The following is a 26,625-nucleotide window of genomic DNA, read 5'->3' as shown; positions in this document are numbered from 1 at the left end:
TTAAGCTTATTAAATTCATAACTAAATTATACTAGTAGAAAAATATACCAATGAAAAGGCTTCCGAATGGAATTCCTTTATTGAGAATTCTCAAGAAGGTACATTTTTGTTTAATCGAAATTTTATGGACTACCATAGCGATAGGTTTGTTGACTTTTCGTTAATGGTAAAAAAGGAAAATGACATAGTTGCTGTATTGCCGGCTAATAAAAGTACTGATGAACTTATTTCACACCAAGGTCTAACATATGGTGGATTAATCACAAGGAAAGACTTAGATGTTGAAAGTATCAAAGCTGTTGTAAATGCATTATTAACTTTTCTTAAGGATGCAGGTTTTAAGTTTATAGAAATCAGAGAATTACCAACATTTTACCAATGTGATTTATCCCATTATGTATTTAATGCATTGATAGATGATACTGCAACTATTATTGGTGCCAATAAGGTCTTAGCTATTGACTACAACAAGCCTTTAAGCATACATAAAACCAAATTAAAACATTATAGAAAAAATAAGGACAAAGGGTTTGAAATTAAGGAAGAGGACAATTTTGATGAATTTTGGAATCAGGTTCTGGTGCCACGATTAAAAGATAGACATAACACTAAACCTGTTCACACATTACAGGAGATTTCGTTATTAAAATCTAGATTTAATAATCAAATAAAGCAGTTTAATATCTATTTGAAAGGCCAAATATTGGCAGGTATTACTATTTTTGATAAAGGACAGATTGTGAAATCGCAATATGGAGCAACAACAGCTTTAGGTGAAACGGAGCGCGCATTGGAATACTTATTTATAGATCTAATTCATAAATACAAAGCTGAAGGGAAAAGTTTTTTTTCAATGGGAACAATAATGGATAAATCATATCCAGAAGGATATAATATAGGCTTGATGAGACAAAAAATAGAACTAGGTTGCAATGAGTATAAGCAGAATATTTTAAGAATTTTTTTAGTATGATACCCTTTCTAGACCTACATAAAATAAACGACAGATTTAGAAATCAGTTTCATGAAATCTTAAGTGAAAGTCTAAAGGAATCACAATTTATTTTAGGAAAAAGCGTGACAAAATTCGAAAACGAATTTAGTGATTATTGTGGCGCAAAGTATTGTGTTGGTACAGGAAATGGTTTAGATGCTCTAACCTTAATATTGAAGGGATATATAGAGTTAGGTCAATTAAATGAAGGTGATAAAGTACTTGTGCCAGCTAATACATTTATCGCTACCATTCTTTCCGTAATCCATTCAGGTCTAATTCCCGTATTTTCAGAGCCAGATAGAGATAGTTATAATATTTCATCTAAAGCGATAAAGTCAATCTTAAACGAAGAAATAAAAGCTATTATAGTTGTTCATTTATATGGTCAATTAGCTGATGTAGAAACCATTAAGAAAATGGTTGACAAAAAGAATATTTTGTTAATAGAAGATGCTGCACAAGCTCATGGTGCCTCATGTGAAATGGGTAGGGCTGGTAACCTAGCTGATGCTGGTGCATTTAGTTTTTATCCAAGTAAGAACCTCGGTGCACTTGGTGATGGCGGAGCAGTTGTGACTAATGACTTACAACTAATAAATGTTGTGAGGAAGTTGTCCAATTATGGTAGTGAGAAAAAGTATCAGAATAAAATCGTTGGCTTTAATAGCAGGCTTGACGGATTACAGGCATCATTCTTATCAATAAAATTAAAATCTCTAAATAAGGATAATGAAAGAAGGCAAGAAATTGCTAAAATGTATTTAAGAGAAATTAAAAATTCAAAGATTAAACTACCTAGCTATAATAATAGTAACGATCATGTTTTTTATGCCTTTGTGGTAGAAGTGGAAGACAGAGTTCAATTTTCACAATATTTGGATAGAAATGAAATAGGTTGGTTGGTTCATTACCCAATTCCACCTCATAAACAAGAAGCATTGAAAGTTTATTCCAAATTAAATTTGCCAATTACTGAGAAGATTCATCAAAGAGTGATAAGTTTGCCGATAAGTCCCATTATGACCAATGCGGAAGTAAAAAGCGTTATTGACGCCCTAAACACGTATTAATTGAAGAAATTTTTCGATTATATAAATACAGAAGTCTTAAATAAGGCAGCTAGCCTTAACACGGCTAATATTAGTGTTAAGATTATTGCCGGAATTTTAGTCTCAAAATTTATCGCAGTTTTTATTGGAGCTGAGGGAATGGCTCTTATCGGTAACTTGAGGAATTTTCTTAGCGCAGTTCAATCTGTTGCAATTGCAGGTCTCTACAAAGGGGTAGTAAAGTTTATAGATAAGTTTAAGAATAATTCTATTGAGCTTGGTAAAACATTATCTACGGTATTTTACTTAGGCTTTTTCGCTTCAATGCTTTTGGCATTTTTATGTTATTATAATGCCGAATATATTAATAGCTTAATATTTCAAGGTAATTACAAGTACACCTACGTCATAGAGATACTTGCAATTGTATTGCCATTTTATGCATTAAACATGTTTGTGTTTGCCATAATGAATGGTTTTTCGAAGTATAAAATTCTATTCATAATCAATATTATTGGGCAAGTTCTTGGTCTTTTAGTAACTATTTTATTGATATGGCAAGATAATATTGATGGGGCTTTGGTGGCTGTGGTTATTGCACCAGCGTTAAACCTTTTAATTTCTATTGTAGGTATACTATACAGGAAGAACTTAATGAACTATCTAAAAATATCCGATTTTAGTTTTTCAGTATTAAACAATCTAAGCCCATATATGATTATGGCATTGGTTTCTTCAATAGCCATTCCTATTGTCTTAATTATTATTAGAAATTATTTAATTACAGAAATTGGATTAAAAGAAGCAGGCTATTGGCAGGCAATGAATCGTGTTTCTGATTATTATTTGATGTTTATTAATTCATTGATGGTACTGTATATATTACCAAGATTTGCTGAAATAAATACAAAGAAAGAATTTAGAAAAGAGGTGTTTAGTTTTTATAAAACCATAATGCCAATTTTTGCCCTAATTCTATTGGTTATATATTTGAGTAGGTCCTTATTAGTAAGTCTTTTATTTACGCAAGATTTTCAACCCGTAGAAGAATTATTCGGTTACCAAATTTTGGGTGATTTTATGAGGGTTTTATCCATGGTTATAGCTTATCAATTCTTAGCGAAAAAAATGTTTGCACATTTCATTGTCCTTGAAATATTTTTGTTTGTAATCATTTATTTTACCAGTATCTATTTTATTGATCTCTATGGTTTAAAAGGTGCCGTAATGGGTCATTGTTTAAGTTATATTATGCATTTCGGAATAATATTACTAATTTTTGGTAGTTCTTTGTTCGGTGTACTTTCGGATGAAGACGTAAAAGAAAGCTAAATTAGAAATATTGAAACTCCCAGGCTTTATCAAAAATAATATTGTTTTAAAGATAACCTCTTTAAACGCCGTTGTAATTTTTATAAGGCTTATTGTCTCGGTTTTTATACAAAGGTTGTTGGCTGTTACAGTTGGTGAAGCAGGTATTGCCAATATTGGACAAATTAGAAATATACTTGCAATGCTGTCGAGTACTTCAACACTTGGCACCTTTAGTGGTATTGTAAAGTATGTTTCAGAATTTAAAGATAATCGATCTGAACTTACCAAAGTCTTTTCAAACGCTACAGTATTTCTAATCATTGGGTCAGTAATTTCTTTTTTGGTTTTATTTAATGGAGCAGAATATTTTACACGATATGTATTTGATTCAATTGAATATTCATATGTGTTTAAACTTTTGGCGATTATAGTTCCCTTTATTGCTTTTAGTAGAATTATAAGCGGTGTTGTCAGTGGATTGTCTGATTATAAAAAGTATGCAAAAATTGAGCTGATAAGTTATTTATTAGCTTCATTAGTGTTAGTAATTGGGCTTTATACCAATAATCTAGATGGTGTTATAATTGCTATTGCTATTGCTCCAATCATACAATTAGTAACGTTGATATTAATATTTGGTAAAACTCTAAATCGTTACGTGAAATTTAAGAATTTCAAGCTCAATTTAGGTTACAGAAATAGTCTTTTAGCATTTACTTTAATGTCTTTTGTCTCGGCTTTTCTCATAAACTTTATTGAGTTAGAAATTAGGACCATTGTAACTGAAGATATAAATATTAATGAAGCAGGTTACTGGACAGCTATAAACTTTATCTCAAAGAACTATATGGTTTTTGCGACAGGTTTATTTACACTATATGTTTTACCAAGATTCGCAAGTATATATAATCGTGTAGATTTTAATAAAGAGGTGATTAATATTTATAAGACCATATTGCCAATTTTCTTTGTTGGTATGGTATTGGTATATCTGTTACGCAATTATATTATTGAATTGATTTATCCAAATTTCTTAGGAATGGAACCCTTGTTTAAATGGCAACTTTTGGGTGATTTTATACGATTGTGTGCTTTGGTTTTAGCTTATCAATTTTTGGCTAAGAAATTGGTGAAAAGCTTTGTGATTACAGAGTTAATTTCTTTGGTTTTATTTTATGTGCTTACCAAGATATTTATTGACATTTATGGTACGGAAGGAGTTGTAATTGCTCATTTTGTGAGGTATATAATATATCTAATCGTTGTGATTATTTTTGTTCAGATATACTACAAGAGACAGTCTAAGATTGATGCTTTATAGCATTAGACCAAATTTTAAGATATTGCTTGGCACAATCAATATAATTGTGATGTTGATCTACAAATATTCTTGCATTCTCCGAAATCTTTTCAATTTCGTCAGGATTGTTAATTAACCACTCTAATTTAGAGGCAATACTTTGTTCATCTGGTAAGGCATTAATTGCTATCGTATCTTTTTCTACATCAAAATAGTCTTCCCATTCTTTTTCTGCACCTGTAAAAACCACTTTTCCTTTTGCCATGGCTTCAAGAGCGTTGAAGCCTTGATCATAAGCATATACTTGATCTAATAGGATATGTGCTCTATCAAAGCTTTCAATATAATTTTTATAAGGAAGATTTCTAGTCACAATTATTTCAACTTGATCCCTAAATTTGGCTCTTATGAGATTCAAAGCTTTATCAAAAATATCATTACCTTTTTTGTAATAATTGTAAGTATTTATGCCATGAAAAATGACGATTTTGCCATTAATTTTAGGTTTGGAATACTTAAGTTTAGAGGTATTAATCGTGTGAGGAATCATGCCTAAATACTTTTTGTATCCAATTAAAGGAAGGTGATAGTCTAAATCATTTGAGATAACTCCCTTAATATGTTTAAAAATATGTTTATGCAAGTTTATATGTTCTTCAGTTATGTAACTTAATGCAGGTGAAAAGTCCTTTTTATTTCCTTTATTTTCGAAGTAAGGGGTAAGAATTGAATACCTAAATTGTTTGTCATAAGCATACTTTACACTGGGATAGTCTAATCCGCACGATAATAGAAATACTTCCTCATTCCAATCTTTTAACCAATCGAATATTTCTTTTTGGTGATGTCTCTTAAAATCAAATGGTGCTTCATTGATGAGTTGCACAATGTCAAAACCTGAAAGTTGTTTTTTCTTATTCTTAATTTGTTTTTTTATGCTGTGGGCAGAAATATCAAACCCAAGTACTTTAATTAATAAATTTCTGAGCTTTTTAAGTGGATAAGATGTGTAAGGATCTTTAATTTCAATATCCACATCAACTTTTTTGAATCCGTCTCTCATACTCACTACTATGGCCTCATGGCCAAGTTTTTCAAGACCTTTTTTAATATTCCATTGGGCTCTATTGTATTCTCCAAAAAGTAAAACTTTCATTTAATATCTTTACCATCAAATTAATATGCAAAGTAATCATAAAAAAAGAATATGTATTATCACTCGTTCACTAAGTGAAGGTGGTGCAGATAGAGTAGCTTCCTTACAAACTTTTATGTTAGAAAGTTTGGGTTACAAAGTATTTATCGTAACTGTTTTAAATAGTATTTCCTATCCTTACAAAGGAACTTTATTCAATCTTGGCGAAATTAAAGAGAAAAATAATACCATTTTTGGTAGACTTAATCGTCTATTGCTGTTAAGGAAATTCTTGAAAGCAAATGAAATAGACTTTGTTATAGATCATAGAGTTAGGATAAAACCATTTTCTGAATATATTATCTCTGCTTTTATTTACCCAAAAAATACAATTTACATAGTTCACAATCACGCAATAAATCTGTATTTTCCTCCATTTAAATGGTTAACTAAAATTGTTTATAAAAAATCTAACGCCATTGTATCAGTTTCGGATAAAATTGAAAAATTAATATTCAAAAAATATAGATTTAAGAATATTACAACTATTTACAATCCGGTTGATTTTAACTATATTGATAGATATAAGGATGAACCTGTAAACCTGAGTACTCCCTTTGTGTTTTGGTACGGAAGATTTGAGGATGAGCAAAAAAACTTATCACTCTTATTAGATGCTTATCATAAATCAAATTTAAGCTCGCGTGGAATTAAGTTAGTGCTAATGGGCAACGGTAAGGATAAGGATAAAATATTATCTAAAATGGAGAAATTAGGAATTACAGAATCAGTAATTTTACTTCCATTTTCAAGTAATCCTTTTAATCATATTTATAACTCAAAATTTACTGTGTTAAGTAGTCGCTATGAGGGATTTCCTATGACAGTTTTGGAGTCATTGGCCTGTGGAAAACCTGTGGTAAGTGTAAAATATGATAATTATGAAGATGGTGTATTATTAGATAGATATAATGGTATTCTGGTCGAAAATCACAATTCAAAAGCATTAGCAGAAGGATTGGATTTACTTGTAGAGGATGAAAAGTTATATCTTAGCTGTTGTGATAAAGCAAGGAGCAGTGTTGAGTCATTTTCAATGGAAGCGATAGCATTGAAGTGGCAGAATTTAATTGAATCTTAAATATGAATTCGAAAATAGAAGACGTAGAAATAATTGAAATTCCTAGAGTTCATGATGAAAGAGGGCTTTTAGCTGTTATTGAAGGTAATACCATTCCTTTCGATATTAAACGGGTTTACTATTTGTATGATGTGCCTTCCGATGCTTTTCGTGGCGGTCATGCACACAAAGAATTAAATCAACTTATTATTCCGCTCTCTGGTAGTTTTGATGTGCATATAAAGGATGGTGACAATACAAGAATTATAAACCTAAATAAACCTCATAAAGGCTTATTTATTGTTCCTGGAATATGGCGAGAAATAGATAATTTTTCTTCTGGTTGTGTTTGCTTGGTATTGGCTTCTGCAGAGTACAATGAAGAAGATTACATAAGAAAATATAGTGATTTCCTAGCCTTTAAAAATTCTTAAATACAAACTGTTTTTAATAATAACAGGTCTTATCTTATTAAGTAGTTTAAGTAGACTAGAAGGTGTGCCTAATAATAGTTTCTGTTTCATATTGAGATTTTCAAAACCAATAGTTTTTAGAGTATCCTTATAGATTTTATTTTCACCATTTATTTTTGTTCTCAATGCGAGACCATACCTTTTCAAATCTAAATAGGCTTTAAGGCTACTGTTTTTTTGTTCATATTCTTTAAAGGATTCGAACAAAATAAATCTAGCGTCATTATCTTCAATTTTACCTAAACTATTTTTAATTGATTTGTTATAAATCATTGTCTGTTTTGGATGAAAAACTATAGGTTCTTTAAATGCTATTCTTATCCATAGATCTAAATCTTCACCGGTTGGATAAGCAGTATTAAACATACCATAGGACATAAATTTATTTTTTTCTATTACTGTTGCCGATGTCCAAACAACAGTTTCTTTAAGACTTGCTTCAAAAAAATCTTCAAGAATAATGGGTTTGTTCGTATTAATTTGAATATTAAGCTTAGCTGGTGCTGTAAATGCATTGCTGTGCTTTATAAAATAATTATTGGCGTAAATTCCACTTTTGGGAAATGTTCTAATACTTTCATCCAAGCATTCGAGGTGGTTTGGTTTCCATATGTCGTCCGCATCTAAAAATGCAAGGTATTGTCCTTTTGAAAGAGAGGCGGCTTTATTTCTGGCTTTGCTCGCACCTTGATTATCCTGATGAAATAATGTGATTTTGTCAGAATTAAATCCTTCAACGATTTGTACACTCTTATCAGTTGACCCATCATTAACAATCACAATTTCATAATCATTGAATCTTTGATTCAAAGCACTTTCCAAACATTCGTTAATGTAGTCTTCCTTATTATAAAGTGGTATGATTACTGAAAAAAAAGGCATTCTAAAAATTTGAAATTAAATGATTGGCAATGGTTTTTGAGGATATCAAATTTTTATCTGTGACCCCTCCCTTTAACATAACTGTATTATAAAGTAAATTAATAAATCTATCAATTTCAATTATATTAGGTTCATTTAAAATGGCCAATTTTATTAATTCACTAAGTTCACACTTGTTGTTAAGTTTAAAACACACTTTCTTATTATCGTAGAATGCATTTCCCAGAACGATGACAGGTTTGTATCTTGAAATTGCTTCAATACCAACCGTAGAATTATTAACTATCACAACACTTGCACTGTCTAGTGCTTTGTTTAAAGTTGAAGTATTATCAATACAAATATTATGAGTATTTATATATTCATATAATTCATTATCATATTTACCAATGTAAAGCGGATGTTCTCTAAGAATTAATTTGAATTTATCAGGTAGATGCTCAAATAGGTCCTTTACAATTTCTAGATGTGAATTATAATTAGGACTGTGATAAATCATATTAACATCGAGAGGAATTTGCATAGGGAAAAGAATATAATTCATATTCTTAATATCGATTTTTGATTTTTTGCTTGAGTTTTTCTTTCTATATGAATTTATGTCTGTAAATTTTAAATCTGGAGGATAAATCACGGTGTTTTCAAATAACGTCATCAATAGAATATCAAGACCACGATAAATTGGTGATCTGTTGTACTTTATTGCTTTTTGTTGATTCGGATTATTATGTTCAGTGATTGTGCGCATTAATTCAGTATTTTTTCTAATACTCAAATTTGCATTTACTCCTTGGTCATCAAAAAAGGTTGTTTTAAATGGTCCTTGTTCTATAAAGAAAACTTTTATTTTTTTTTGTTTAGCTACTTCAACTGCTATTTCAATACATAAGCGAGAATCACCTAGAGTTAAAAGATAATTTGGTATAATTTTATTAAACATAGCCTCAAAAATATCAATATAAGCCATAGCTTGTAAACATAAGGCATCAACCGGTGCCTGCTTATTTAGTTTTAGGTGGAATTCAATATGTTTTTCAATATCTATTCCCTTATATGCTTTAGATTGCAGTTGTTTCTCGTACTTCCTTCTATTTGTAAATATTTTAAACCATGCCTTGAAATTAATCCAAGTGCTATATTTAAATCTTAAAATATTATAGAGATAACCGCCAAAGTGAATACTTAATGTTTTAAACTTAACGGAGTGATCTGTATTTGTTTTGATCCACTCTCTAATATCAAGAAAAAATCTTGAATGTTTATCAAAATAACCTATACAGATTACATTCATCTTTTGATTTTAATTTTTCCTTTGTACAACTTCAAACACCTTATTCTCATCACATTTAAGTGTTTTGCTTGGATATTTTAAAAGGAGGGCATAATCATGTGTTGCCATTAATATAGTATTGCCATTTTTGTTTATGTCTTGCAATACTTCCATAACTTCAATACTGGTCTGAGGATCTAAATTACCAGTTGGTTCATCAGCTAAAATAAGTTCTGGGTCGTTAAGTAAGGCTCGTGCAATGGCAATTCTTTGTTGTTCACCACCAGATAATTCGTGTGGAAACTTGAAGCCTTTTGTCTTCATACCAACTTTATCCAAAACACTTTCAATACGTTCCTTAATTTTTTCTTTTTCTTTCCAGCCCGTGGCTTTTAAAACAAATTCCAGATTTCCGTTAATTGTTCTATCAGGTAAAAGTTTAAAATCCTGAAAAACTATACCAAGCTTACGTCTTAAAAATGGAATATCTTTTTCCTTCATTGACCTTAAATTAAAGTCAACAACAGAACCTACACCCTCAGTAAGTTCCAAATCGCCATAAAGTGTTTTCATAAAACTACTTTTGCCACTTCCAGTTTTACCAATTAGATACACAAAATCACCTTTTTGCATTTCAAAATTGACATTAGACAGTACCATGCTTTCACCTTGGTAAATTGTGGCATCTTTAAGTTGTAAGACCGTTTCGGACATAAATGGCTTGAAATTTGTTTAGTGTAAAAGTATTATTAATAAAATCAATTATCAAGTAAGATAAAATACAATAACGGTAATTTGAATTTTTTAATATGCCAGTTTAACATTTAATAAGTTAGTTTATAATTATAATAGAATTCTACCGTTATAGGTTTTGTATTAAATTATATTTATTCATCATAAATTATTAATCAAAAAACGAAATCAATGCTATTATCAATTAGACAATTATTTATTGTTTTTTTTGCATTTTCAATCTATGGTTTTGCTCAAAAATCAGCAATATATACGAGTGATTTACAAGATTATCAGAAGGCACTTACACTTTTCAACAATAAGCAGTATAAAGTGGCGCAGTCATTATTTGATGACATAATACATAACACTGATGACGTTGTTTTACAATCTGACTGTTCTTATTATATAGCTAATTGTGCAGTAAGGTTAAATCAACAAAATGCATATGATTTAATCACAGAATTTGTTGAAGAATATCCAACTAGTACAAAGAAAAACACTGCGTTTCTAGACGTGGCTGATTATTATTTTGAAAACTCAAAATTCGCTTATGCTCGCAAATGGTACGAGAAGGTTGATCAACTAAGCATTGCAAGATCTGAACGAAACAGGTACTATTTCAATTATGGATATTGCCTTTATTCAACTGGCAGCAGAAAACAAGCTATAAAATATTTAAATAGAGTTGTTGACTCCAAGGAATATGGTTCACAAGCCAAATATTACATAGGTTATATGGCCTATGAAGGTAATGATTACGATACTGCAAATGAGTATTTTGATCAGGTTAACGATAGTGAAAAGTACAAGGAGAAGCTATCTTACTATCAAGCAGATTTAAATTTTAAGCTAGGTAAGTTTGAACAGGCTATAGAGCTCGCAACAGAACAACTGCCAAACAGCAACTCTAATGAGAAGTCTGAACTATCTAAAATAATAGGTGAGAGTTATTTTAGTCTTGAAAAATATCTTGAAGCTATTCCTTACCTCAAAGCCTACGAAGGAAAAAGAGGGCGTTGGAATAATACTGACTATTACCAATTAGGATATGCATATTATAAGCAGAACGACTTTGAAAGTGCAATTTCTGAATTCAATAAAATAATAGATGGCAATAATTCGGTTGCACAAAATGCCTATTATCATTTAGGTGAAAGTTATATCAACTTAGATAAAAAACCAGAAGCGCTAAATGCATTTAGAAATGCATCACAAATGGACTTTGACTTAAAAATTCAGGAAGATGCTTGGCTAAATTATGCCAAGATTAGTTATGAAATTGGGAATCCGTATCAGTCTGTTCCACAGGTATTGTCTGGATATATAGAAAAGTATCCTAAAACGCTTTATAAAGAAGAAATTGAAACGTTATTAATTGATTCTTTCATCACATCAAAAAACTACAAAGAGGCTCTAGAATTGCTTAAGGGCAAAAATAGTTATGAGAATAAGTTGGCTTATCAAAAAGTGGCTTTTTTCCGTGGCATTGAATTATATAATGAAACTAGATACAATGAAGCATTGGATATGTTTAATAATTCACTGAAGGAACCAAGAGATCCTCAATTTTTTGCTAAGGCTACGTTTTGGAGAGCAGAATCAGAATATAACCTAGCAAATTTTAATGACGCTTTAATTGGTTTCAAACAATTTGCTGGTATGGATGAAGCATCGTCATTACCTGAGAACGAAAACCTTAATTATAATCTGGCTTATACATATTTCAAATTGAAAGATTATAACAAGGCTTCTAATTATTTTAATAGATTCATTAATTCAAGTTCAGATGATAGGTTAAGACGCAATGATGCCTATTTGAGATTGGCAGATGGATACTTTGTTTCAAGCAAATACCAAAATGCTATTAATGCTTATGATAAGGCAATACAAATCAATAAAATTGAAACAGATTATGCCTCTTTTCAAAAAGCAATGAGTCATGGGTATTTAGGAAAAAGTAAAACCAAAATAAATGAGTTAAAGTCTTTCATAAATAGCTATTCAAAATCTGCACTTAGAGATGACGCCATGTACGATTTGGCTAATACCTATATTAAGTCTGGTAATACCGAAGCGGCCATGCGCATGTATGATCAATTGAACTCAGAATATAGACGAAGTGCTTTTACTTCTAAAGCACTATTAAGACAAGGGTTGGTGTATTACAATGCTAATGATAATGAGCGAGCGCTTAACAAATTTAAAAGGGTAGCAACCGACTTTCCTGGTTCTGGTGAGGCAGTGCAAGCGGTTTCTACTGCTCGTTTAATTTATATTGATTTGGGCAGAGTAGATGAATATGCAAATTGGGTTCGCTCTTTAGATTACGTTGAGGTAACTGATGTGGAGTTAGATAATACAATGTATTTGGCAGCAGAAAAGCCATATCTAGAAAATAATACTGATAATGCAATCAGACAATTTAATAAATACTTAAATCAGTTTCCTAACGGGATTCATGCTTTAAAGTCGCACTTCTATCTGGCTCAATTATATTATCAAAAAGATACATTTGAAAATGCAGAACCACATTATACTTATGTTGTTGATTTCTCAAAAAGTGAATACACTGAGCAAGCGACAGTAAAATTATGTGAGATATACTTGAAAAATTCAAATTGGAGTAAGGCTATTCTTGTTTTGGAACGTCTGGAAAATGAGGCAGACTATCCACAAAATATACTTTATGCACAGTCTAATTTAATGAATGCTTATTATCAAATAGAAGAGTATGGTAAGGCAGAAAACTATGCTGATATGGTATTATTGAAACATCGATTGGACAATAAAATAAAAAGTGATGCGAAACTCATAATTGCTAGATCAGCGATTAAAATCGGTAATGAGGAAAAAGCGAGGGAAGCATATGCTCAAGTACAAAAAATTGCAAGCGGAAGTGTAGCTGCTGAAGCACTCTATTACAATGCCTATTTTAAACACAAGGATGGAAGTTTTGAAGCTTCAAATACAATAATTCAAAAATTGGCAAAAGATTTTAGTAGCTATAAGTACTATAGTGCAAAAGGGTTGGTCGTTATGGCAAAAAATTACTATGCATTGAACGATGCTTTTCAGGCAACTTATATTTTAGAAAGTGTAATCTCTAATTTCACAGAATTTGAAGATGTTACAGAGGAGGCCAGAGTAGAGCTAAATAGAATTAAAACTGAAGAAGCAAAAACAAATTCATCAATCGACGCAGACGGAAATTAAGATTGAAATTTCTGTTGAATCAAAATCAAAGTTTTAAAAATGAAAATCAAGTTTATAATATTTATATTTTCTATTACATTAGGTTCTTCAGGTCTCTTTGCACAAGAGCGTAAAAAGGACACTATTGATGACCAAGTTGTTAATGTTATTAGACCATATCAACCAACAATATCAGATGCCTTTAAAATTAAAGATACACCTAAGCTTAGTGATTTTAACACAGTGAAGAAAAAGGATGTAAAATATAATATATTCTCAATTCCTGTGGCCTCTACATTTACGCCAGCAAAAGGAAAGGCAGCAATTGTAGATAAAGCTAAACCTGAAAAATTATACGATAATTATGCATCTTTAGGAGTTGGTACTTATACAACTGTTTTAGGTGAAGTCTATTTAAACCATGAATTAAATAGTAGTGAAAATGTGGGTGGTTATTTTAGTCATCATTCTTCTCAAGGGGGTATTGAAAATCTATTATTAGATGATGACTTTGCAAAAACTTCAATAAATGCGCATTATTCGCAAAAATTAAGAGATTTCTCTTGGAAGATAGATGGTGGATTTGATGTGCAATCTTATAATTGGTATGGTTTACCACAAAATTATTTTGGCACTACAGAGGCTAATTCTTTAGATCCTGGCCATTCATTTAGTGGGTTTAATATCGGTGGGAAATTAAATTTTGAGGATGCCATTATTAATAATGGTAGTATAAGATTTAGACGTTTTACCGATAATCAAGATTCTGGGGAGAATAGATTTATTGCAAAGACTAGTTTTGATGTGCCGATACAAGATGAGCAAATTTCTGCAGAGTTTTATATTGATTATATCGGTGGAAGTTTTGATAACACTTATACTACTGATGATGAGTTGCGTTATGGGAATACAACATTTGGTTTGTCGCCTTCTTATCAAATAAAAGAAGATGATCTTACAGTTGATTTAGGTGTGAGTTTAGTTTATTTAAATGATAATGAGTTTGACGATAACAAGTTTTTTATCTACCCAAATATTGAAGCATCCTATAGATTGGTTGACGAGATTTTAATTTCCTATGGTGGAATTAAAGGAGGGTTAATTCAAAATTCATATTGCGATTTTGCCAATGAAAATCCATTTGTTTCACCAACATTATTGGTGACACCAACCGATCAACGTTACAATGCCTTCATTGGTTTAAAAGGTAAGTTGTCTAATAATGTTAGTTACAATATAAAGGGGAATTATTTAGCTGAAGAGAACAAAGCTTTGTTTAAAGCAAATGATGCTCAGACGTTTGCCACAAGAGCTTACCAATATGGCAATTCATTTGGAGTAGTTTATGATGATGTAACAACTTTTTCTGTTGCTGGTGAATTAAATATTGATGTTAATAGAAATTTCACATTGGGTATTAAGGGAGAATACTTTTATTATTCATTAGACAATCAGGAAGAGGCCTGGAACTTACCAGACATAACCGGTTCTATATTTATGGATGTTCAAATTTCTGAAAAGTGGTATGCTGGTGCAAGTGCCTTTTATGTCGGAGAACGAAAAGACCAATTATTATTGGTAGGTACATTGGTACAGCCGGTTACGACACCAATTACTGTGGACGGCTATTTTGATGCAAATGCTCAATTGGGTTACAAAATCAATGATCAATTATCTGTTTTTGCCAAGGTGAATAACATTGCAAATCAAGATTATCATAGGTATTTAAACTTCCCGGTTCAAGGTATTCAGGCATTGGCTGGTGCTACTTATCAATTTGACTTCTAAAGATTAATTATAAAGTAATACTTTTTGGACTGGCCATCATTAAGAGCAAAACTTGACAATAAAGAATTTAAAAAAGAAGATTTGCAAGCAATTGTTAAATATTACAACTCTAATTGCGCCAAATAATCAAAATGATCGCCATCCATTATTTTAGTACATTTTAAACCAACCATATTACTGGCATTATTTAAAGTATCATAATCTAAGTAAAGCCATTTCATTGGTAATTCTTCTTCATCCTTATAGCGAATAAAATAGTCGAGTTCACCGTAATAATTTTTGTTTAGTTCAATCCATTTACCTCCATTATCATCATGGTACATGTAAGATATATCTGATGAATCAACTAGGATTTTACCGCCTGTATTAAGCAATGATTTTAAATGATTTAAATGGTTGAAGACTTGAGAAAGTTCTTTAAAAATCCCAGTGCCATTCATTAGTAGTAAGATAGTGTCAAAGGTTTCACTCTCTTTTAATAAGGATTTTAATTCAACATTTTTCACACCTCTATTTATTGCCACTTCAACTGCACCTTCAGAAATATCTATTCCTTTTACATTAAGTCCTTTTTGTTGAAGCCATAAAGAGTGACTGCCAGTACCACAACCTACATCCAATATTTTCCCGCTAGCAAGTTTAAGTGCCTCTTGTTCTAGTTTAGGCATTTCATTAAAGTCTCTAAATAAATAAGGTAGTGGTAGTATATCCTCATCTGAGATACTTGTCCAAGTAATAATATCTTCAGTATACTTACCATTGTGATAATCTAGTAATGCTATTCCAAATAGATCTTTATTCATTTTTTAGGAAAACAGTATGGTTCATTTTTTCTGAATAACTTTAATTAAATTTGTGCTATGCAAGACCAAATCGAAAAGCTTCCAAGACTGGCCAAAGATAAGCATAACGAAAACAAATCTTTTTTTAAGAAATTAAAGAAGAAACCACCAAAGCAACTCGACTATTTAATGCAAGAATTGCATGTTGATGAGTTTGAGCATACCGATTGTCTAGAATGTGCAAATTGTTGCAAAACCACAGGGCCGTTATTTACGGACAAGGATATTCAGCGCATTTCAAAACATTTTAAATTAAAGGAGCAAAAGTTTATTGAAACTTATTTGAAGATTGATGAAGAAAATGATTATGTTTTGCAATCTGTTCCTTGCATATTCTTAGGAACAGATAACTACTGTTCCATTTACGAAGTTAGACCAAAGGCTTGTCGTGAATTTCCGCACACAGATAGAAAGAAGTTTCATCAGATTTCTAATCTTACGTTAAATAATGTTGCCATTTGCCCTGCAGCGTATAATATTGTTGAAGAAATGAAGAAGCGTATAAAAATTTAAATCTATGGTATTGGAATAATTTTTGATTCTCTGAACATTAAAAACTATGAAAAAATATATCCTTTTAGTCTTATTTTTTTTGAGCTCTGTTGGCCAAATAACTGCCCAGCAGTGGATGAGGTCTTTAGAAATTGCACGGAAATTGGCATTGGTTCAAAATAAGATGGTCTTAATGGTATGGGAAGAGTCTACTTATTATGATTATCCTGTGGTTGTTCAGGATAATAGAGGTAGATATTTAGTTATACCAAATCTATTTTCAGATGAAAAATTGAGCCCTTTAATTTGGGAGAATTTTGTTCCTGTAATAGTGAATGAGGATGAATATACTGATTTATATTTAAAAATAAAAGGCAAAAGAAAACAAAGCTATATAGATAAATTTAACGATGACTCAATTAAAATCATGGATATAAATGGTAATATTCTTAATGTTAATAAATACACAGAAGAGCTTCAGGATATTACAAAATTAATAGATGGCTACGCGTTAAACACCCAGTTTATATCAAATGAACTGACTAATTATTACAAGCAACAATCATTTTATTCTGCTTACTTTTTAGCATCAAAATACCTTGAATTAACGCTGTATACAAGAGAAGATATACGATCTAATATTGTTGATTTATTTAATATTTATTTAAAAGAAGCAATACAGTTTGCTCAAAATGCTAAATCGGATAGTAAGGCTTCTTTGTTGTATCGTTGCGAATTATTAAACATTCAGCAATATTTATATTTAGAACATCCTAAAAAAGTATTGCGGATGCTAAAGAAGCTCGAGAAAAGTGAGGTCACAGAAAATAATGAGGCCTTATTGGCTTTCCTTTATTATACAGCAAATAAATGCCTAAAGGATGATGAAGATGCTGAGGTATGGAAAAGTAAAGTTTCTTCATTAAATTTGAAAAAAGCAGAAAATATCATAAATCTAAATCTCTAAGTTATTGGAAACAATAATAAATTATTTTGAAACTATACCATCTTCACACAGAAGTATAATTTTGGTTGGTGGATTAGCCTTCTTCTGGATCTTAGAAAGTGGTGTCCCCTTATTTAAATTTCGTTATAGGAAATGGCAACACGCAATACCAAATTTGTTTTTCACTTTGACTACTGTGATTATAAATTTCAGTTTGGCTTGGTTACTACTAGGTACTGCAGATTGGGTAGTTGTAAACAACTTTGGAATCTTAAATTGGATTCCTGAAATACCATTATGGTTATATGCATTATTGGGCGTGTTACTCTTAGATTTTTTCGGTGCATACTTAGCACATTATGTGGAGCATAAGGTAAAACCATTATGGATGGTTCACTTGGTGCATCATACAGATCATAAGGTTGATACAACCACTGCAAATAGACATCATCCTATTGAAAGCGTTATTAGATTTACGTTCACGTTGTTTGGTGTATTTGTCGTAGGAACACCAATAGCATTGGTGTTTTTATACCAATCAATGTCTTTGGTCTTTACTCAGTTTACACATGCCAATATTAAAATGTCAAAGGGTTTTGATAAGGTATTAAGCTATGTGATTGTGTCTCCAGATATGCACAAAACACATCATCATTATCGCTTACCATATACAGATTCTAATTATGGCAACATTTTTAGTATTTGGGATCGGTTATTTGGTACTTACTTGTATTTAGATAGAGAAAAACTGGTTTATGGTGTAGATGTTTTTCCGGACGAAGCTAAGAATAGTAATATCAAAGATCTTCTAAAACAACCATTTCAGAAGTACGAGAAACCGACGCTTTATACAGATGTTGAGGAATAGTTGTTTTCTCATTACCTTTTGCGTTTTTATGAATTGTACAAAACATCCTGAAATTGATATTCAAGGCCATAGAGGTTGGCGCGGTTTGTATCCAGAAAATTCAATACCAGCTTTTAAAGAGGCTATTGAATTGGGCGTTAATACCTTAGAATTAGATATAGTCGTGTCTAAAGATAAAAAGGTTGTTGTCTCACATGAGCCATTTATGAATCCTCTTATTTGTTCAGATCCTAAAGATGACGAAATCCTAAATGATAAAGCCTTGGGCTACAACCTCTATAATATGGATTATACACAGATTAAGGAATATGATTGTGGTACAAAGTTTCATCCTGGTTTTCCGGACCAGGCTAAAATTAAAATCAATAAACCACTATTGAGTGATGTCTTTAAACTAGTAAAATCTTATAATTCTGAGGTCAAATTTAATATCGAAATTAAATCTAAAGTCGCATATTATGGTGAGTATACACCATATCCAAAAGAATACGTTTCAATTGTTTTGGAGCTATTAAAGAAATCAGGATTAATGACCAGAGTCAATTTGCAATCCTTTGATTTAAATATACTGGAAGAAATTAAGGTTCAGTACCCGAATATGGTGGTTGCTTTGCTTGTGGATGAAGATGAAATTATCAAAGATAAATTATCAAAGTTGTCTTATAAACCAGAAATTCTTAGCCCATACTACAAACTGTTAAATCCAAAAAATGTATCAAAGTTTAAATCAGTAGGTTTTGATATTATTCCTTGGACAATTAACCAAGAAGAAGATTTGAAATACATGATTGAGTTAAAAGTGGATGGCATTATAACAGATTATCCAGATCGACTGATGAAAATCATTAACGCTCAAAGTTATTAACAGGGTTATTAACAAATTTGGTTGTTCTTCTATAATTTTTGTATTTGACAGGTTTTTTTTTTCAATTAATCTGAATAAAACTATGTTTGGAGCGGATTGATTAATTACTGTTGAGTGAACTATAATGTTTAACTTAATAGGTTACCTTGAAAAATTTAATACGAATTTGCATCGTAGTAGCACTCGTTTTTTTATTGAGCTTTACACTTCAGGCTCAAGAAAATTACGTTAAGCTAGAGAAAAATAGAAATATCCAGGCAAAAAATTTAATTCACGAGTTAAATGCAACTAAGGATACTTTATTACTTAGAAGTAATAAAAAAATTAACTCTCTATATTCCATTAATAAAGATTATTCAAGAGAATTAGATTTTTACATCAATGATACCATCTACAGACTTCCATTGAACAAATTTAGTGTTGGTAAGCATGTAATGGTTACAGTACAATCACCTAAACGATTTGTATTTGTTGTAAAAATTTTGAAAGAATTTCCCAAAACAGAACCAGTAAATTTAATTACTGAGAAACGTATTGTGGCAACTGAGGTAGTCAAAACAATATCCGTCAATAATGACTAATCATAGATCAGATACCTCGATCTTTTCTTTTTATATTTTTTAAGACCCTGTTTCCAAGTAGATTTAATTTTAGCTTCACTAATACCAGACTCTATTTGTTTTTGTAGTTTTTCTGTCCCTGCATGTTTAGTAAAGTTATCGGTTACGAAAAACTTAGTTTTGTCCATGGAATTATTGTAAGCGTCCATGATGTATTCTAAGGAGAAAAGTCTATCAGCTTTGACATGAACCAAGTCCTTACCATAGCAAATCTTACCTTTGTGTTTTGGATATTTTGCACCAAAATTTGAAATTGGTGTGTAACTAAATTGATAATGATTGCTATCTAAATTTGGTGCACCGTAACGTTGAAATTGAAATTCTGTTCCTCTACCAGCATTAATTGTTGTACCCTCAAATAAACCCAAACTAGGATATAGTTTTATTGCATGGTCGTTAGGTAAATTAGGCGAAGGACGTATGGGTAAACTGTATGCGCTATCATGGGAGTAATTCTTTATATTAATTACTTTAATATCGCATGTAATACCATTGGCTAACCAGCCTTCACCATTAATCATTTGGGCATATTCTCCAATAGTCATTCCATGAATTAAGGGAATAGGGTGCATGCCTAAAAAGCTACTATGTTCTTTTTCCAATACTGGTCCATCAACATAATTGCCATTTGGATTGGGACGATCTAAGATTAAAACTGGAATTCCATTTTCGGCACAGGCCTCCATGATATAATGCAATGTTGAAATGTAAGTGTAAAACCTAACGCCAACATCTTGTATGTCAAAAATCAAAAGATCTAAATCTATTAACTGTGAATAGGTTGGTTTTTTATGTTTTCCATGAAGAGAAAAAATAGGCAATCCTGTTTTTGTATCTAATCCGTCTTTTACCAATTCACCTGCATCTGAAGTGCCTCTAAAACCATGTTCAGGTGTAAATACTTTTTTAACATCAATTTCTAGACTTAAGAGAGAATCAACTAAATGTGTATAGCTAAGAATGGTTTTTTCAAAACCAGTTTCATTAGTTTCGGGATCTACCCAAAAAACTGAATCCTCGTCTTTATGAAAAATGACACTGGTTTGATTGGCAACAATCCCAATTCGCTTTCCTTCAATAATAGGTAAATATAAATCGGTTCTATTTGCACCGACAATTATAGTAGAGTCTCTTTGCTTAGAATAAGAATTCGTTTCTGTCAAACCAGAATTATTCTTCATTTTATTACTGCAAGAAATGGCTACAATAACAAATAATAAAACTGTATTTTTGATTACTTTAAAATGCATATGTAGGTTTGAATTTCGAGTTGTTTATAGCCAAACGTATAATTGGCAATAAAACGTATAAAAGTAGTGTTTCAGCACCAATAATTAAAATTGGTATTGCGGCCATTGCTATAGGCATAATTGTGATGTTAATAGCCATTGCGACTGGTTTAGGTCTACAACAGAAAATTAGAGATAAGGTCGTTGCATTTAATGGTCACATAGAAATTACCAATTACGACACTAATGCTTCTGACGAATCTCAGATACCAATTTCATTGAATCAAGACTTTTATCCAGAGTTTAAATCCATTGAAGGAATAAGTCATGTGCAAGGTGTAGCAACAAAATTTGCAGTTATAAGAACGGAAACTGATTTTGAGGGTGTTGTTGTTAAAGGGGTAGGCGCTGATTATGATTGGCAATATTTCAAGGAGTTTTTGATTGAAGGTAGGCTTCCGGATTTTACTGGTATGCGAAACGAGGAAATATTAATCTCACAATACTTAGCAAATAGATTAGGCTTCAAAGTTGGAGACAAATTTCAAACTCTTTTTGGTGAAAACCTCAATAAACTGCCGCGTACAATCAATTACGAAATTGTCGGTATTTATAATTCAGGTTTCCAAGAATTAGATGAGAAGTTTTGTATTGCTGATATACGGCACATACAGAGGCTTAATAAATGGGATGCCAATCAAGTTGGTAATTTTGAAGTATTCATAGAAGATTACGGCTTGTTAGAAGATAAAACAAAAGCGGTTTATCAAGAAATTCCTTCCTTGTTAAATGCAACTGCTGTAGACCAAAAATATTACACGGTTTTTGAGTGGATTAAAATTTTTGATAATAATACATATGGGATTATTGTGATAATGATAATTGTAGCTGGCATTAACATGATTACGGCCTTGCTGGTATTAATTCTTGAGCGTACTACGATGATTGGTATTTTGAAAGCTTTAGGTTCTTCTAATTGGAGTATTAGAAAAGTGTTCCTTTACAATGCATCTTATTTGATTAGTCTTGGATTGATATGGGGTAATTTGATTGGTTTAGGGCTTTTAATGGTCCAAAAGTATTTTCAACTTTTCCCTCTAGATCCAGATACCTACTATGTTACTGAAGCACCTGTTTACTTAAGCTTTAATTATGTATTGTATCTCAATCTGGGAACGTTTATTGCGTGTTTGTTAATGTTAATGATACCGTCAATAATAATTGCTAAAATATCGCCCATTAAAGCTATCAGGTTTGATTAATTGTAAATTAAAAACATAACCAAGTTTTAACTATTAACTTCTCATATTTACCTTAAATTTGCACCGCAAAAGAAAATTATGGATTACGTTGAAAATATATTAGGAACCATTGGTAACACACCACTTGTTAAGATGAACAAATTGGTAGAGGAGTTGCCCTGTCTGGTTTTAGCAAAATATGAAACATTTAATCCTGGCAATTCTGTAAAAGACAGAATGGCATTACAGATGATTGAAGATGCCGAAGCTGATGGAAGATTAAAACCTGGCGGAACTATTATTGAAGGTACTTCGGGTAATACAGGAATGGGATTAGCCTTGGCTGCAATCGTTAAAGGCTACAAATGTATTTTCGTAATTAGTGACAAACAGTCTAAAGAAAAAATGGATGTTCTTAAAGCGGTAGGTGCAGAGGTTATTGTTTGCCCTACTGATGTGGAACCTGATGATCCAAGGAGTTATTATTCTGTATCTAAACGTTTGGGTGAAGAAACGCCTAACTCGTGGTATGTAAATCAATATGATAACCCAAGTAATTGCAAAGCTCATTTTAAATCTACTGGTCCAGAAATTTGGGAACAGACTGATGGTAAGGTTACTCATTTCGTTGTAGGTGTCGGTACAGGAGGAACAATTTCTGGTGTTGGCAGTTATTTAAAAATGAAGAATCCAAACATAAAAGTTTGGGGTGTTGATACTTATGGGTCGGTATTTAAAAAATATCATGAAACGGGTATTTTTGATGAGAACGAAATTTACCCTTATGTTACAGAAGGTATTGGCGAAGATATACTGCCGGCGAATGTAAATTTTGAAATCATAGATGGGTTTACAAAGGTTACGGATAAGGATGCGGCAGTCTATACACAGAGATTAGCAAAGGAGGAAGGGATGTTTTTAGGTAATTCAGCAGGAGCAGCCATCAAAGGTGTATTGCAACTTAAAGAGCATTTTAATCCAGAAGATGTAGTAGTGGTTTTATTTCACGATCATGGTAGTCGTTATGTTGGTAAGATGTTTAATGACGACTGGATGAGCGAAATGGGTTATATCGAATAAATCTAAATTCTATTCGGTCTCATAGTAATAATTTTTGCGCCAAACTTCTCGCACGATTTGTCCATCGTTATTTATGTATTCAAGTGTGAGAATTCCATTATAAATATTAAAATTTGCGGTTAATATTGCACCAATAGAATTTTCAAAATTTAGGTCATAACTGGGTGTGCTAATAAAAAAATGACCTGTGGATTCTGTTTCACCAGATAATCTATAACGACCGACTAAGTCTTCAAAATTGTTATCTTCAGAGAATACGAGAAACTCATCACCAATTTCCACTGGTAAACCATTAGCGAATGTGCGTCCTTCAATTTGCCATTCTCCAATAAAATCTGCAATGGCGGAGTATTCCGTGTCGTCATCATTATTACAACTTATGAATGAAATGAGCGCCATAATTGTTATTAGCAGATGCTTCATAGTTCGATTTTTAGTTAAAATTATGGAAAAACTATCGAATTATCAAGTCAGGTATTTTATTGATTTAGCCTAAACTGTATAAATTTAATTTATCATCTTTTTTTCTTTCAATTCAAATATCTATTTTCGATTTATGCAAGAAGACTTTCTTCATTACATTTGGAAATACAAGGCCTTTGATTCTGCAAATTTAAATACTACTGATGGGCAACCTGTTGTCATTAAGCATCTTGGACAGTACAATTTTAATTCTGGTCCTGATTTTTTTAATTCTCAACTTATAATTGCTAAACAATTCTGGGCTGGCAATGTTGAAATTCATTTAAAATCTTCCGATTGGTATGTACATAATCACGAACGTGATCAAGCGTATGACAATGTTATTCTCCATGTAGTTTGGGAGCATGATAGTGATATCTTCAGAAAAGACAATTCCGTAATCCCTACACTGGAGCTAAAACCGCATGTAGATGTAAGTTTATTATATAATTATAAGAGTTTGATCAAATCAAAATCGTGGATAAACTGCGAAAAAGATTTCGGAGATGTTGATGATTTCACACTCAATAATTGGTTAGAAAGACTTTATTTTGAAAGACTTCAACGAAAATCTAACAGCATAATTGAGCTACTTAGGCAATCTCAAAACAACTGGGAATCTGTACTATTCAAGTTATTGTTGAAAAACTTTGGACTTAATGTCAATTCGGAGGCATTGTTAAGTTTAGGCAAATCAATTGATTATTCGATAATAAGAAAAGTGAGGTATAATTCCCAAGATTTTGAGGCTGTGTTATTTGGTCAAGCAGGATTATTAGAAGTTGATTCAGAAGAATGCTATGTTGTTAATCTAAAGGAACGATATACTTTTTTAAAGCATAAATATCAACTAACCAATCAAGGAGTAATTCCTTTACAGTTTTTTAGACTAAGACCTCCAAATTTTCCGACAATAAGATTATCACAATTGGTAAATCTATATTATATAGAAGACAACCTCTTTTCAAAAATTATAAGTTTACAGAAAAAAGATGACTTTTATGGCTTATTCAAAGTGGGTGTAACCGATTATTGGAAGAGTCATTATACCTTTTCAAAAGAATCTAAAAGTAGTAACAAATTGTTAACTAAATCATTCATTGATCTATTAATAATCAATACCATAATTCCTATAAAATTTGCCTATGCTAATTCACAAGGAAAATTTCTTGAAGAAGAACTGTTGTCAATAATAAAATCACTTGATGTAGAAAAGAATAGCGTGGTTGATAATTTTTTTAAATTAAGAGCGTTTGACAATAATGCTTGTAATTCCCAATCTTTGTTGCAATTAAAGCAGGAATATTGTGATAAAAATAAATGCTTGCAATGTGCCATAGGAAACAACCTAATCACTAAAAATTAAGTAAATTGCAATATGAATATATTTTATGCATTACTGCTTTATTTTCAAAAACATGGCTACTATGTTTGTCAACGTATTGCCGACCGATTAGGTATAAGAGCTAAGATTGTAAGAACGTCTTTTATGTACCTTACATTTGTTACTGTAGGTTTTGGTTTTGCATTATATTTGTTTTTAGCTTTTTGGATGAGAATTAAGGATATTATTTATACAAAACGGTCGTCGGTATTTGATTTATAATTATGCACAATCCTTTACTTAAACTTTTTAGATCTAAAATATATACAGCACTTTTATTATTAATACTTGTGCTTTTTATTGGTATTTTAGGATTTAGAATAATTGCAGATTACACTTGGATTGATGCAATTTACATGACTGTTATAACCATTACAACAGTTGGTTTTGAGGAGGTTAATCCATTGGATAATACAGCCAAAATCTTTACTGTATTTTTAATACTTTCAAGTGTTGTAATTGTAGGATATGCAATATCAATTATTACAGAATATATTCTTAGTAGAAACAATTTAGAGGACATAAAACAAAGAAAGATGCAAAAGGAAATTGAAGCAATGAAAAACCACATTATTATCTGTGGATTTGGTCGCAATGGAAAACAAGCTGCCCGTAAGTTGAGAACTTACAATAAGCCTTTTGTAATAATAGAAAAGGAAAAGGAGATTATTGAGCGCCTACAAGAGGAAAATGTACCATTTGTTTTAGGAAATGCTAATGAAGATGAAACGCTGATTGAAGCTGGAATAGAACGAGCAAGTACATTAATATCTGCTTTGCCTAGTGATGCTGATAATCTTTTTGTTGTATTATCTGCCAGACAGATAAATAGTAAGATGACAATTATTAGTAGAGCCTCTCAAGAAACTTCATATAATAAATTAAAATTGGCAGGTGCAAACAACGTTATACTACCAGATAAAATTGGTGGAGACCATATGGCGTCACTTGTTGTTATACCAGATTTAATTGAATTTATTGATAATTTAGGTATAGTAGGAGAAAGAAATATCAATGTTGAAGAAGTAAAGGTGGAACAACTTTATAATACTAAGAATATTAAAACTATTAGACAGCTAGATTTGCGTAAATTGACAGGTTGCAATGTAATAGGCTTTAAAGACCCGGATGGCGAATATATGGTTAATCCAGGAGCAGACACTAAACTAGTCCCTGGGTCTAAAATTGTTGTACTAGGAAGACCTGAACAAATACAAAGTCTAAATTCTCAATACAATATAGCTTAGATTTTAAACTCATTTTAACGTGCCTGGCTTTAAAAATTCGTTTTTTTTTAGCATCTTGTCAACCTTAAATTACAACAACTAACTAATATCTCTA

General features: G+C 31.3%; 25 protein-coding genes. 18 read left to right on the top strand and 7 right to left on the bottom strand.

What is annotated here, in order from left to right; genetic code table 11:
* The first annotated feature begins 124 nt into the window (after positions 1-124).
* The 4 genes from DUZ96_RS00500 to DUZ96_RS00485 all read left to right on the top strand — a co-directional run bounded on the left by DUZ96_RS00500 (position 125) and on the right by DUZ96_RS00485 (position 4,681).
* On the top strand, positions 125-973 hold the full coding sequence (locus tag DUZ96_RS00500) for a FemAB family protein (protein WP_258774276.1): 849 nt from the start codon (positions 125-127) through the stop codon (positions 971-973).
* The gene (locus DUZ96_RS00495; RefSeq protein WP_114299376.1) at positions 970-2,067 is read left to right on the top strand and encodes a DegT/DnrJ/EryC1/StrS aminotransferase family protein; all 1,098 of its coding nucleotides are present in this window, start codon (positions 970-972) and stop codon (positions 2,065-2,067) included. The genes DUZ96_RS00500 and DUZ96_RS00495 overlap by 4 nt, the downstream gene beginning before the upstream one ends.
* Positions 2,068-3,378 carry an O-antigen translocase gene (locus tag DUZ96_RS00490; RefSeq protein ID WP_114299375.1) on the top strand — a complete coding sequence of 437 codons (1,311 nt, stop codon included), beginning with the start codon at positions 2,068-2,070 and terminating at the stop codon, positions 3,376-3,378.
* A 118-nt stretch (positions 3,379-3,496) separates the two neighbouring features.
* Positions 3,497-4,681, top strand: a complete 1,185-nt coding sequence (locus tag DUZ96_RS00485; protein ID WP_258774275.1) for an O-antigen translocase — start codon at positions 3,497-3,499, stop codon at positions 4,679-4,681.
* Here DUZ96_RS00485 and DUZ96_RS00480 read toward each other — a convergent pair.
* Positions 4,662-5,816, bottom strand: a complete 1,155-nt coding sequence (locus DUZ96_RS00480; protein ID WP_114299373.1) for a glycosyltransferase — start codon at positions 5,814-5,816, stop codon at positions 4,662-4,664. The genes DUZ96_RS00485 and DUZ96_RS00480 overlap by 20 nt on opposite strands.
* 25 nt (positions 5,817-5,841) lie before the next feature.
* On the opposite strand from DUZ96_RS00480, the gene DUZ96_RS00475 reads away from it, so the two are divergent.
* A complete protein-coding gene (locus tag DUZ96_RS00475; protein ID WP_114299371.1) occupies positions 5,842-6,936 on the top strand; it encodes a glycosyltransferase in 1,095 nt (364 codons plus the stop codon).
* A gap of 2 nt (positions 6,937-6,938) precedes the next feature.
* Positions 6,939-7,349 (top strand): FdtA/QdtA family cupin domain-containing protein, encoded by a 411-nt coding sequence (locus tag DUZ96_RS00470; RefSeq protein ID WP_114299368.1) that lies wholly within the window; start codon positions 6,939-6,941, stop codon positions 7,347-7,349.
* Here the strand turns inward: DUZ96_RS00470 and DUZ96_RS00465 are convergent.
* From DUZ96_RS00465 to DUZ96_RS00455, 3 genes are read right to left on the bottom strand one after another with little or no spacing between them, the layout of a single operon-like run.
* A complete protein-coding gene (locus tag DUZ96_RS00465; protein ID WP_114299366.1) occupies positions 7,329-8,270 on the bottom strand; it encodes a glycosyltransferase family 2 protein in 942 nt (313 codons plus the stop codon). The genes DUZ96_RS00470 and DUZ96_RS00465 overlap by 21 nt on opposite strands.
* Position 8,271: 1 nt before the next feature.
* The gene (locus DUZ96_RS00460) at positions 8,272-9,561 is read right to left on the bottom strand and encodes a hypothetical protein (RefSeq protein ID WP_114299364.1); all 1,290 of its coding nucleotides are present in this window, start codon (positions 9,559-9,561) and stop codon (positions 8,272-8,274) included.
* A 9-nt stretch (positions 9,562-9,570) separates the two neighbouring features.
* Entirely contained in the window at positions 9,571-10,254 is a 684-nt protein-coding gene (locus DUZ96_RS00455) for a cell division ATP-binding protein FtsE (protein WP_114299362.1), read from the bottom strand.
* A gap of 210 nt (positions 10,255-10,464) precedes the next feature.
* On the opposite strand from DUZ96_RS00455, the gene DUZ96_RS00450 reads away from it, so the two are divergent.
* Together DUZ96_RS00450 and DUZ96_RS00445 are read left to right on the top strand one after the other, a co-directional pair.
* Positions 10,465-13,488, top strand: a complete 3,024-nt coding sequence (locus DUZ96_RS00450; protein ID WP_114299360.1) for a tetratricopeptide repeat protein — start codon at positions 10,465-10,467, stop codon at positions 13,486-13,488.
* Positions 13,489-13,527: 39 nt separating this feature from the next.
* The gene (locus DUZ96_RS00445) at positions 13,528-15,255 is read left to right on the top strand and encodes a TonB-dependent receptor (protein ID WP_114299358.1); all 1,728 of its coding nucleotides are present in this window, start codon (positions 13,528-13,530) and stop codon (positions 15,253-15,255) included.
* A gap of 101 nt (positions 15,256-15,356) precedes the next feature.
* Here the strand turns inward: DUZ96_RS00445 and DUZ96_RS00440 are convergent, their stop codons facing one another.
* The gene (locus tag DUZ96_RS00440) at positions 15,357-16,058 is read right to left on the bottom strand and encodes a bifunctional 2-polyprenyl-6-hydroxyphenol methylase/3-demethylubiquinol 3-O-methyltransferase UbiG (RefSeq protein ID WP_114299356.1); all 702 of its coding nucleotides are present in this window, start codon (positions 16,056-16,058) and stop codon (positions 15,357-15,359) included.
* A 57-nt stretch (positions 16,059-16,115) separates the two neighbouring features.
* Here DUZ96_RS00440 and DUZ96_RS00435 point away from each other — a divergent pair, with 57 nt between their 5' ends.
* From DUZ96_RS00435 to DUZ96_RS00415, 5 genes are all read left to right on the top strand, one after another.
* A complete protein-coding gene (locus DUZ96_RS00435; RefSeq protein WP_114299354.1) occupies positions 16,116-16,610 on the top strand; it encodes a YkgJ family cysteine cluster protein in 495 nt (164 codons plus the stop codon).
* Between the two features lie 46 nt (positions 16,611-16,656).
* A complete protein-coding gene (locus DUZ96_RS00430) occupies positions 16,657-17,556 on the top strand; it encodes a hypothetical protein (RefSeq protein ID WP_114299352.1) in 900 nt (299 codons plus the stop codon).
* 4 nt (positions 17,557-17,560) lie between these two features.
* Entirely contained in the window at positions 17,561-18,403 is an 843-nt protein-coding gene (locus tag DUZ96_RS00425; protein ID WP_114299350.1) for a sterol desaturase family protein, read from the top strand.
* Between the two features lie 28 nt (positions 18,404-18,431).
* Positions 18,432-19,268, top strand: a complete 837-nt coding sequence (locus tag DUZ96_RS00420) for a glycerophosphodiester phosphodiesterase family protein (protein ID WP_114299348.1) — start codon at positions 18,432-18,434, stop codon at positions 19,266-19,268.
* Positions 19,269-19,414: 146 nt separating this feature from the next.
* A complete protein-coding gene (locus DUZ96_RS00415; protein WP_147267037.1) occupies positions 19,415-19,849 on the top strand; it encodes a hypothetical protein in 435 nt (144 codons plus the stop codon).
* On the opposite strand, the gene DUZ96_RS00410 is transcribed toward DUZ96_RS00415, so the two are convergent.
* A complete protein-coding gene (locus DUZ96_RS00410; protein WP_114299344.1) occupies positions 19,846-21,138 on the bottom strand; it encodes an exo-beta-N-acetylmuramidase NamZ domain-containing protein in 1,293 nt (430 codons plus the stop codon). The two genes, DUZ96_RS00415 and DUZ96_RS00410, sit on opposite strands and share 4 nt — an antisense overlap.
* Positions 21,139-21,146: 8 nt before the next feature.
* Between DUZ96_RS00410 and DUZ96_RS00405 the strand changes: the two genes are divergently transcribed.
* Both DUZ96_RS00405 and DUZ96_RS00400 read left to right on the top strand, forming a co-directional pair.
* On the top strand, positions 21,147-22,379 hold the full coding sequence (locus DUZ96_RS00405; RefSeq protein ID WP_114299342.1) for an ABC transporter permease: 1,233 nt from the start codon (positions 21,147-21,149) through the stop codon (positions 22,377-22,379).
* Between the two features lie 78 nt (positions 22,380-22,457).
* Complete coding sequence (locus DUZ96_RS00400) at positions 22,458-23,438, top strand: PLP-dependent cysteine synthase family protein (RefSeq protein ID WP_114299340.1); 981 nt, start codon at positions 22,458-22,460, stop codon at positions 23,436-23,438.
* A gap of 9 nt (positions 23,439-23,447) precedes the next feature.
* Here the strand turns inward: DUZ96_RS00400 and DUZ96_RS00395 are convergent, their stop codons facing one another.
* Complete coding sequence (locus DUZ96_RS00395) at positions 23,448-23,861, bottom strand: hypothetical protein (protein WP_114299338.1); 414 nt, start codon at positions 23,859-23,861, stop codon at positions 23,448-23,450.
* A 133-nt stretch (positions 23,862-23,994) separates the two neighbouring features.
* Here DUZ96_RS00395 and DUZ96_RS00390 point away from each other — a divergent pair, with 133 nt between their 5' ends.
* Genes DUZ96_RS00390 through DUZ96_RS00380 form a run of 3 tightly spaced genes read left to right on the top strand, consistent with a single transcriptional unit; the run spans position 23,995 to position 26,531 of the window.
* Positions 23,995-25,266, top strand: a complete 1,272-nt coding sequence (locus DUZ96_RS00390; RefSeq protein WP_114299336.1) for a DUF2851 family protein — start codon at positions 23,995-23,997, stop codon at positions 25,264-25,266.
* A gap of 12 nt (positions 25,267-25,278) precedes the next feature.
* Positions 25,279-25,506, top strand: coding sequence for a PspC domain-containing protein (locus tag DUZ96_RS00385; protein WP_114299334.1), 228 nt, complete (start codon positions 25,279-25,281; stop codon positions 25,504-25,506).
* Positions 25,507-25,508: 2 nt separating this feature from the next.
* The gene (locus DUZ96_RS00380; protein ID WP_114299332.1) at positions 25,509-26,531 is read left to right on the top strand and encodes a TrkA family potassium uptake protein; all 1,023 of its coding nucleotides are present in this window, start codon (positions 25,509-25,511) and stop codon (positions 26,529-26,531) included.
* Positions 26,532-26,625 lie beyond the last annotated feature (94 nt).

The organism is Winogradskyella sp. KYW1333, assembly GCF_003335675.1.
Taxonomy (GTDB): domain Bacteria; phylum Bacteroidota; class Bacteroidia; order Flavobacteriales; family Flavobacteriaceae; genus Winogradskyella.
Note: the sequence above shows the minus strand (reverse complement) of the source record. Positions and strands in the feature narration are given on the sequence as shown.

Coding starts and splice junctions, on each gene's coding strand:
- DUZ96_RS00500 (WP_258774276.1), top strand. CDS start 125: ATGGACTACCATAGCGATAGGTTTGTTGACTTTTCGTTAATGGTAAAA.
- DUZ96_RS00480 (WP_114299373.1), bottom strand. CDS start 5,816: ATGAAAGTTTTACTTTTTGGAGAATACAATAGAGCCCAATGGAATATT.
- DUZ96_RS00435 (WP_114299354.1), top strand. CDS start 16,116: ATGCAAGACCAAATCGAAAAGCTTCCAAGACTGGCCAAAGATAAGCAT.
- DUZ96_RS00470 (WP_114299368.1), top strand. CDS start 6,939: ATGAATTCGAAAATAGAAGACGTAGAAATAATTGAAATTCCTAGAGTT.
- DUZ96_RS00430 (WP_114299352.1), top strand. CDS start 16,657: ATGAAAAAATATATCCTTTTAGTCTTATTTTTTTTGAGCTCTGTTGGC.
- DUZ96_RS00380 (WP_114299332.1), top strand. CDS start 25,509: ATGCACAATCCTTTACTTAAACTTTTTAGATCTAAAATATATACAGCA.
- DUZ96_RS00445 (WP_114299358.1), top strand. CDS start 13,528: ATGAAAATCAAGTTTATAATATTTATATTTTCTATTACATTAGGTTCT.
- DUZ96_RS00420 (WP_114299348.1), top strand. CDS start 18,432: ATGAATTGTACAAAACATCCTGAAATTGATATTCAAGGCCATAGAGGT.
- DUZ96_RS00465 (WP_114299366.1), bottom strand. CDS start 8,270: ATGCCTTTTTTTTCAGTAATCATACCACTTTATAATAAGGAAGACTAC.
- DUZ96_RS00410 (WP_114299344.1), bottom strand. CDS start 21,138: ATGCATTTTAAAGTAATCAAAAATACAGTTTTATTATTTGTTATTGTA.
- DUZ96_RS00495 (WP_114299376.1), top strand. CDS start 970: ATGATACCCTTTCTAGACCTACATAAAATAAACGACAGATTTAGAAAT.
- DUZ96_RS00400 (WP_114299340.1), top strand. CDS start 22,458: ATGGATTACGTTGAAAATATATTAGGAACCATTGGTAACACACCACTT.
- DUZ96_RS00385 (WP_114299334.1), top strand. CDS start 25,279: ATGAATATATTTTATGCATTACTGCTTTATTTTCAAAAACATGGCTAC.
- DUZ96_RS00395 (WP_114299338.1), bottom strand. CDS start 23,861: ATGAAGCATCTGCTAATAACAATTATGGCGCTCATTTCATTCATAAGT.
- DUZ96_RS00440 (WP_114299356.1), bottom strand. CDS start 16,058: ATGAATAAAGATCTATTTGGAATAGCATTACTAGATTATCACAATGGT.
- DUZ96_RS00475 (WP_114299371.1), top strand. CDS start 5,842: ATGCAAAGTAATCATAAAAAAAGAATATGTATTATCACTCGTTCACTA.
- DUZ96_RS00455 (WP_114299362.1), bottom strand. CDS start 10,254: ATGTCCGAAACGGTCTTACAACTTAAAGATGCCACAATTTACCAAGGT.
- DUZ96_RS00460 (WP_114299364.1), bottom strand. CDS start 9,561: ATGAATGTAATCTGTATAGGTTATTTTGATAAACATTCAAGATTTTTT.
- DUZ96_RS00450 (WP_114299360.1), top strand. CDS start 10,465: ATGCTATTATCAATTAGACAATTATTTATTGTTTTTTTTGCATTTTCA.
- DUZ96_RS00390 (WP_114299336.1), top strand. CDS start 23,995: ATGCAAGAAGACTTTCTTCATTACATTTGGAAATACAAGGCCTTTGAT.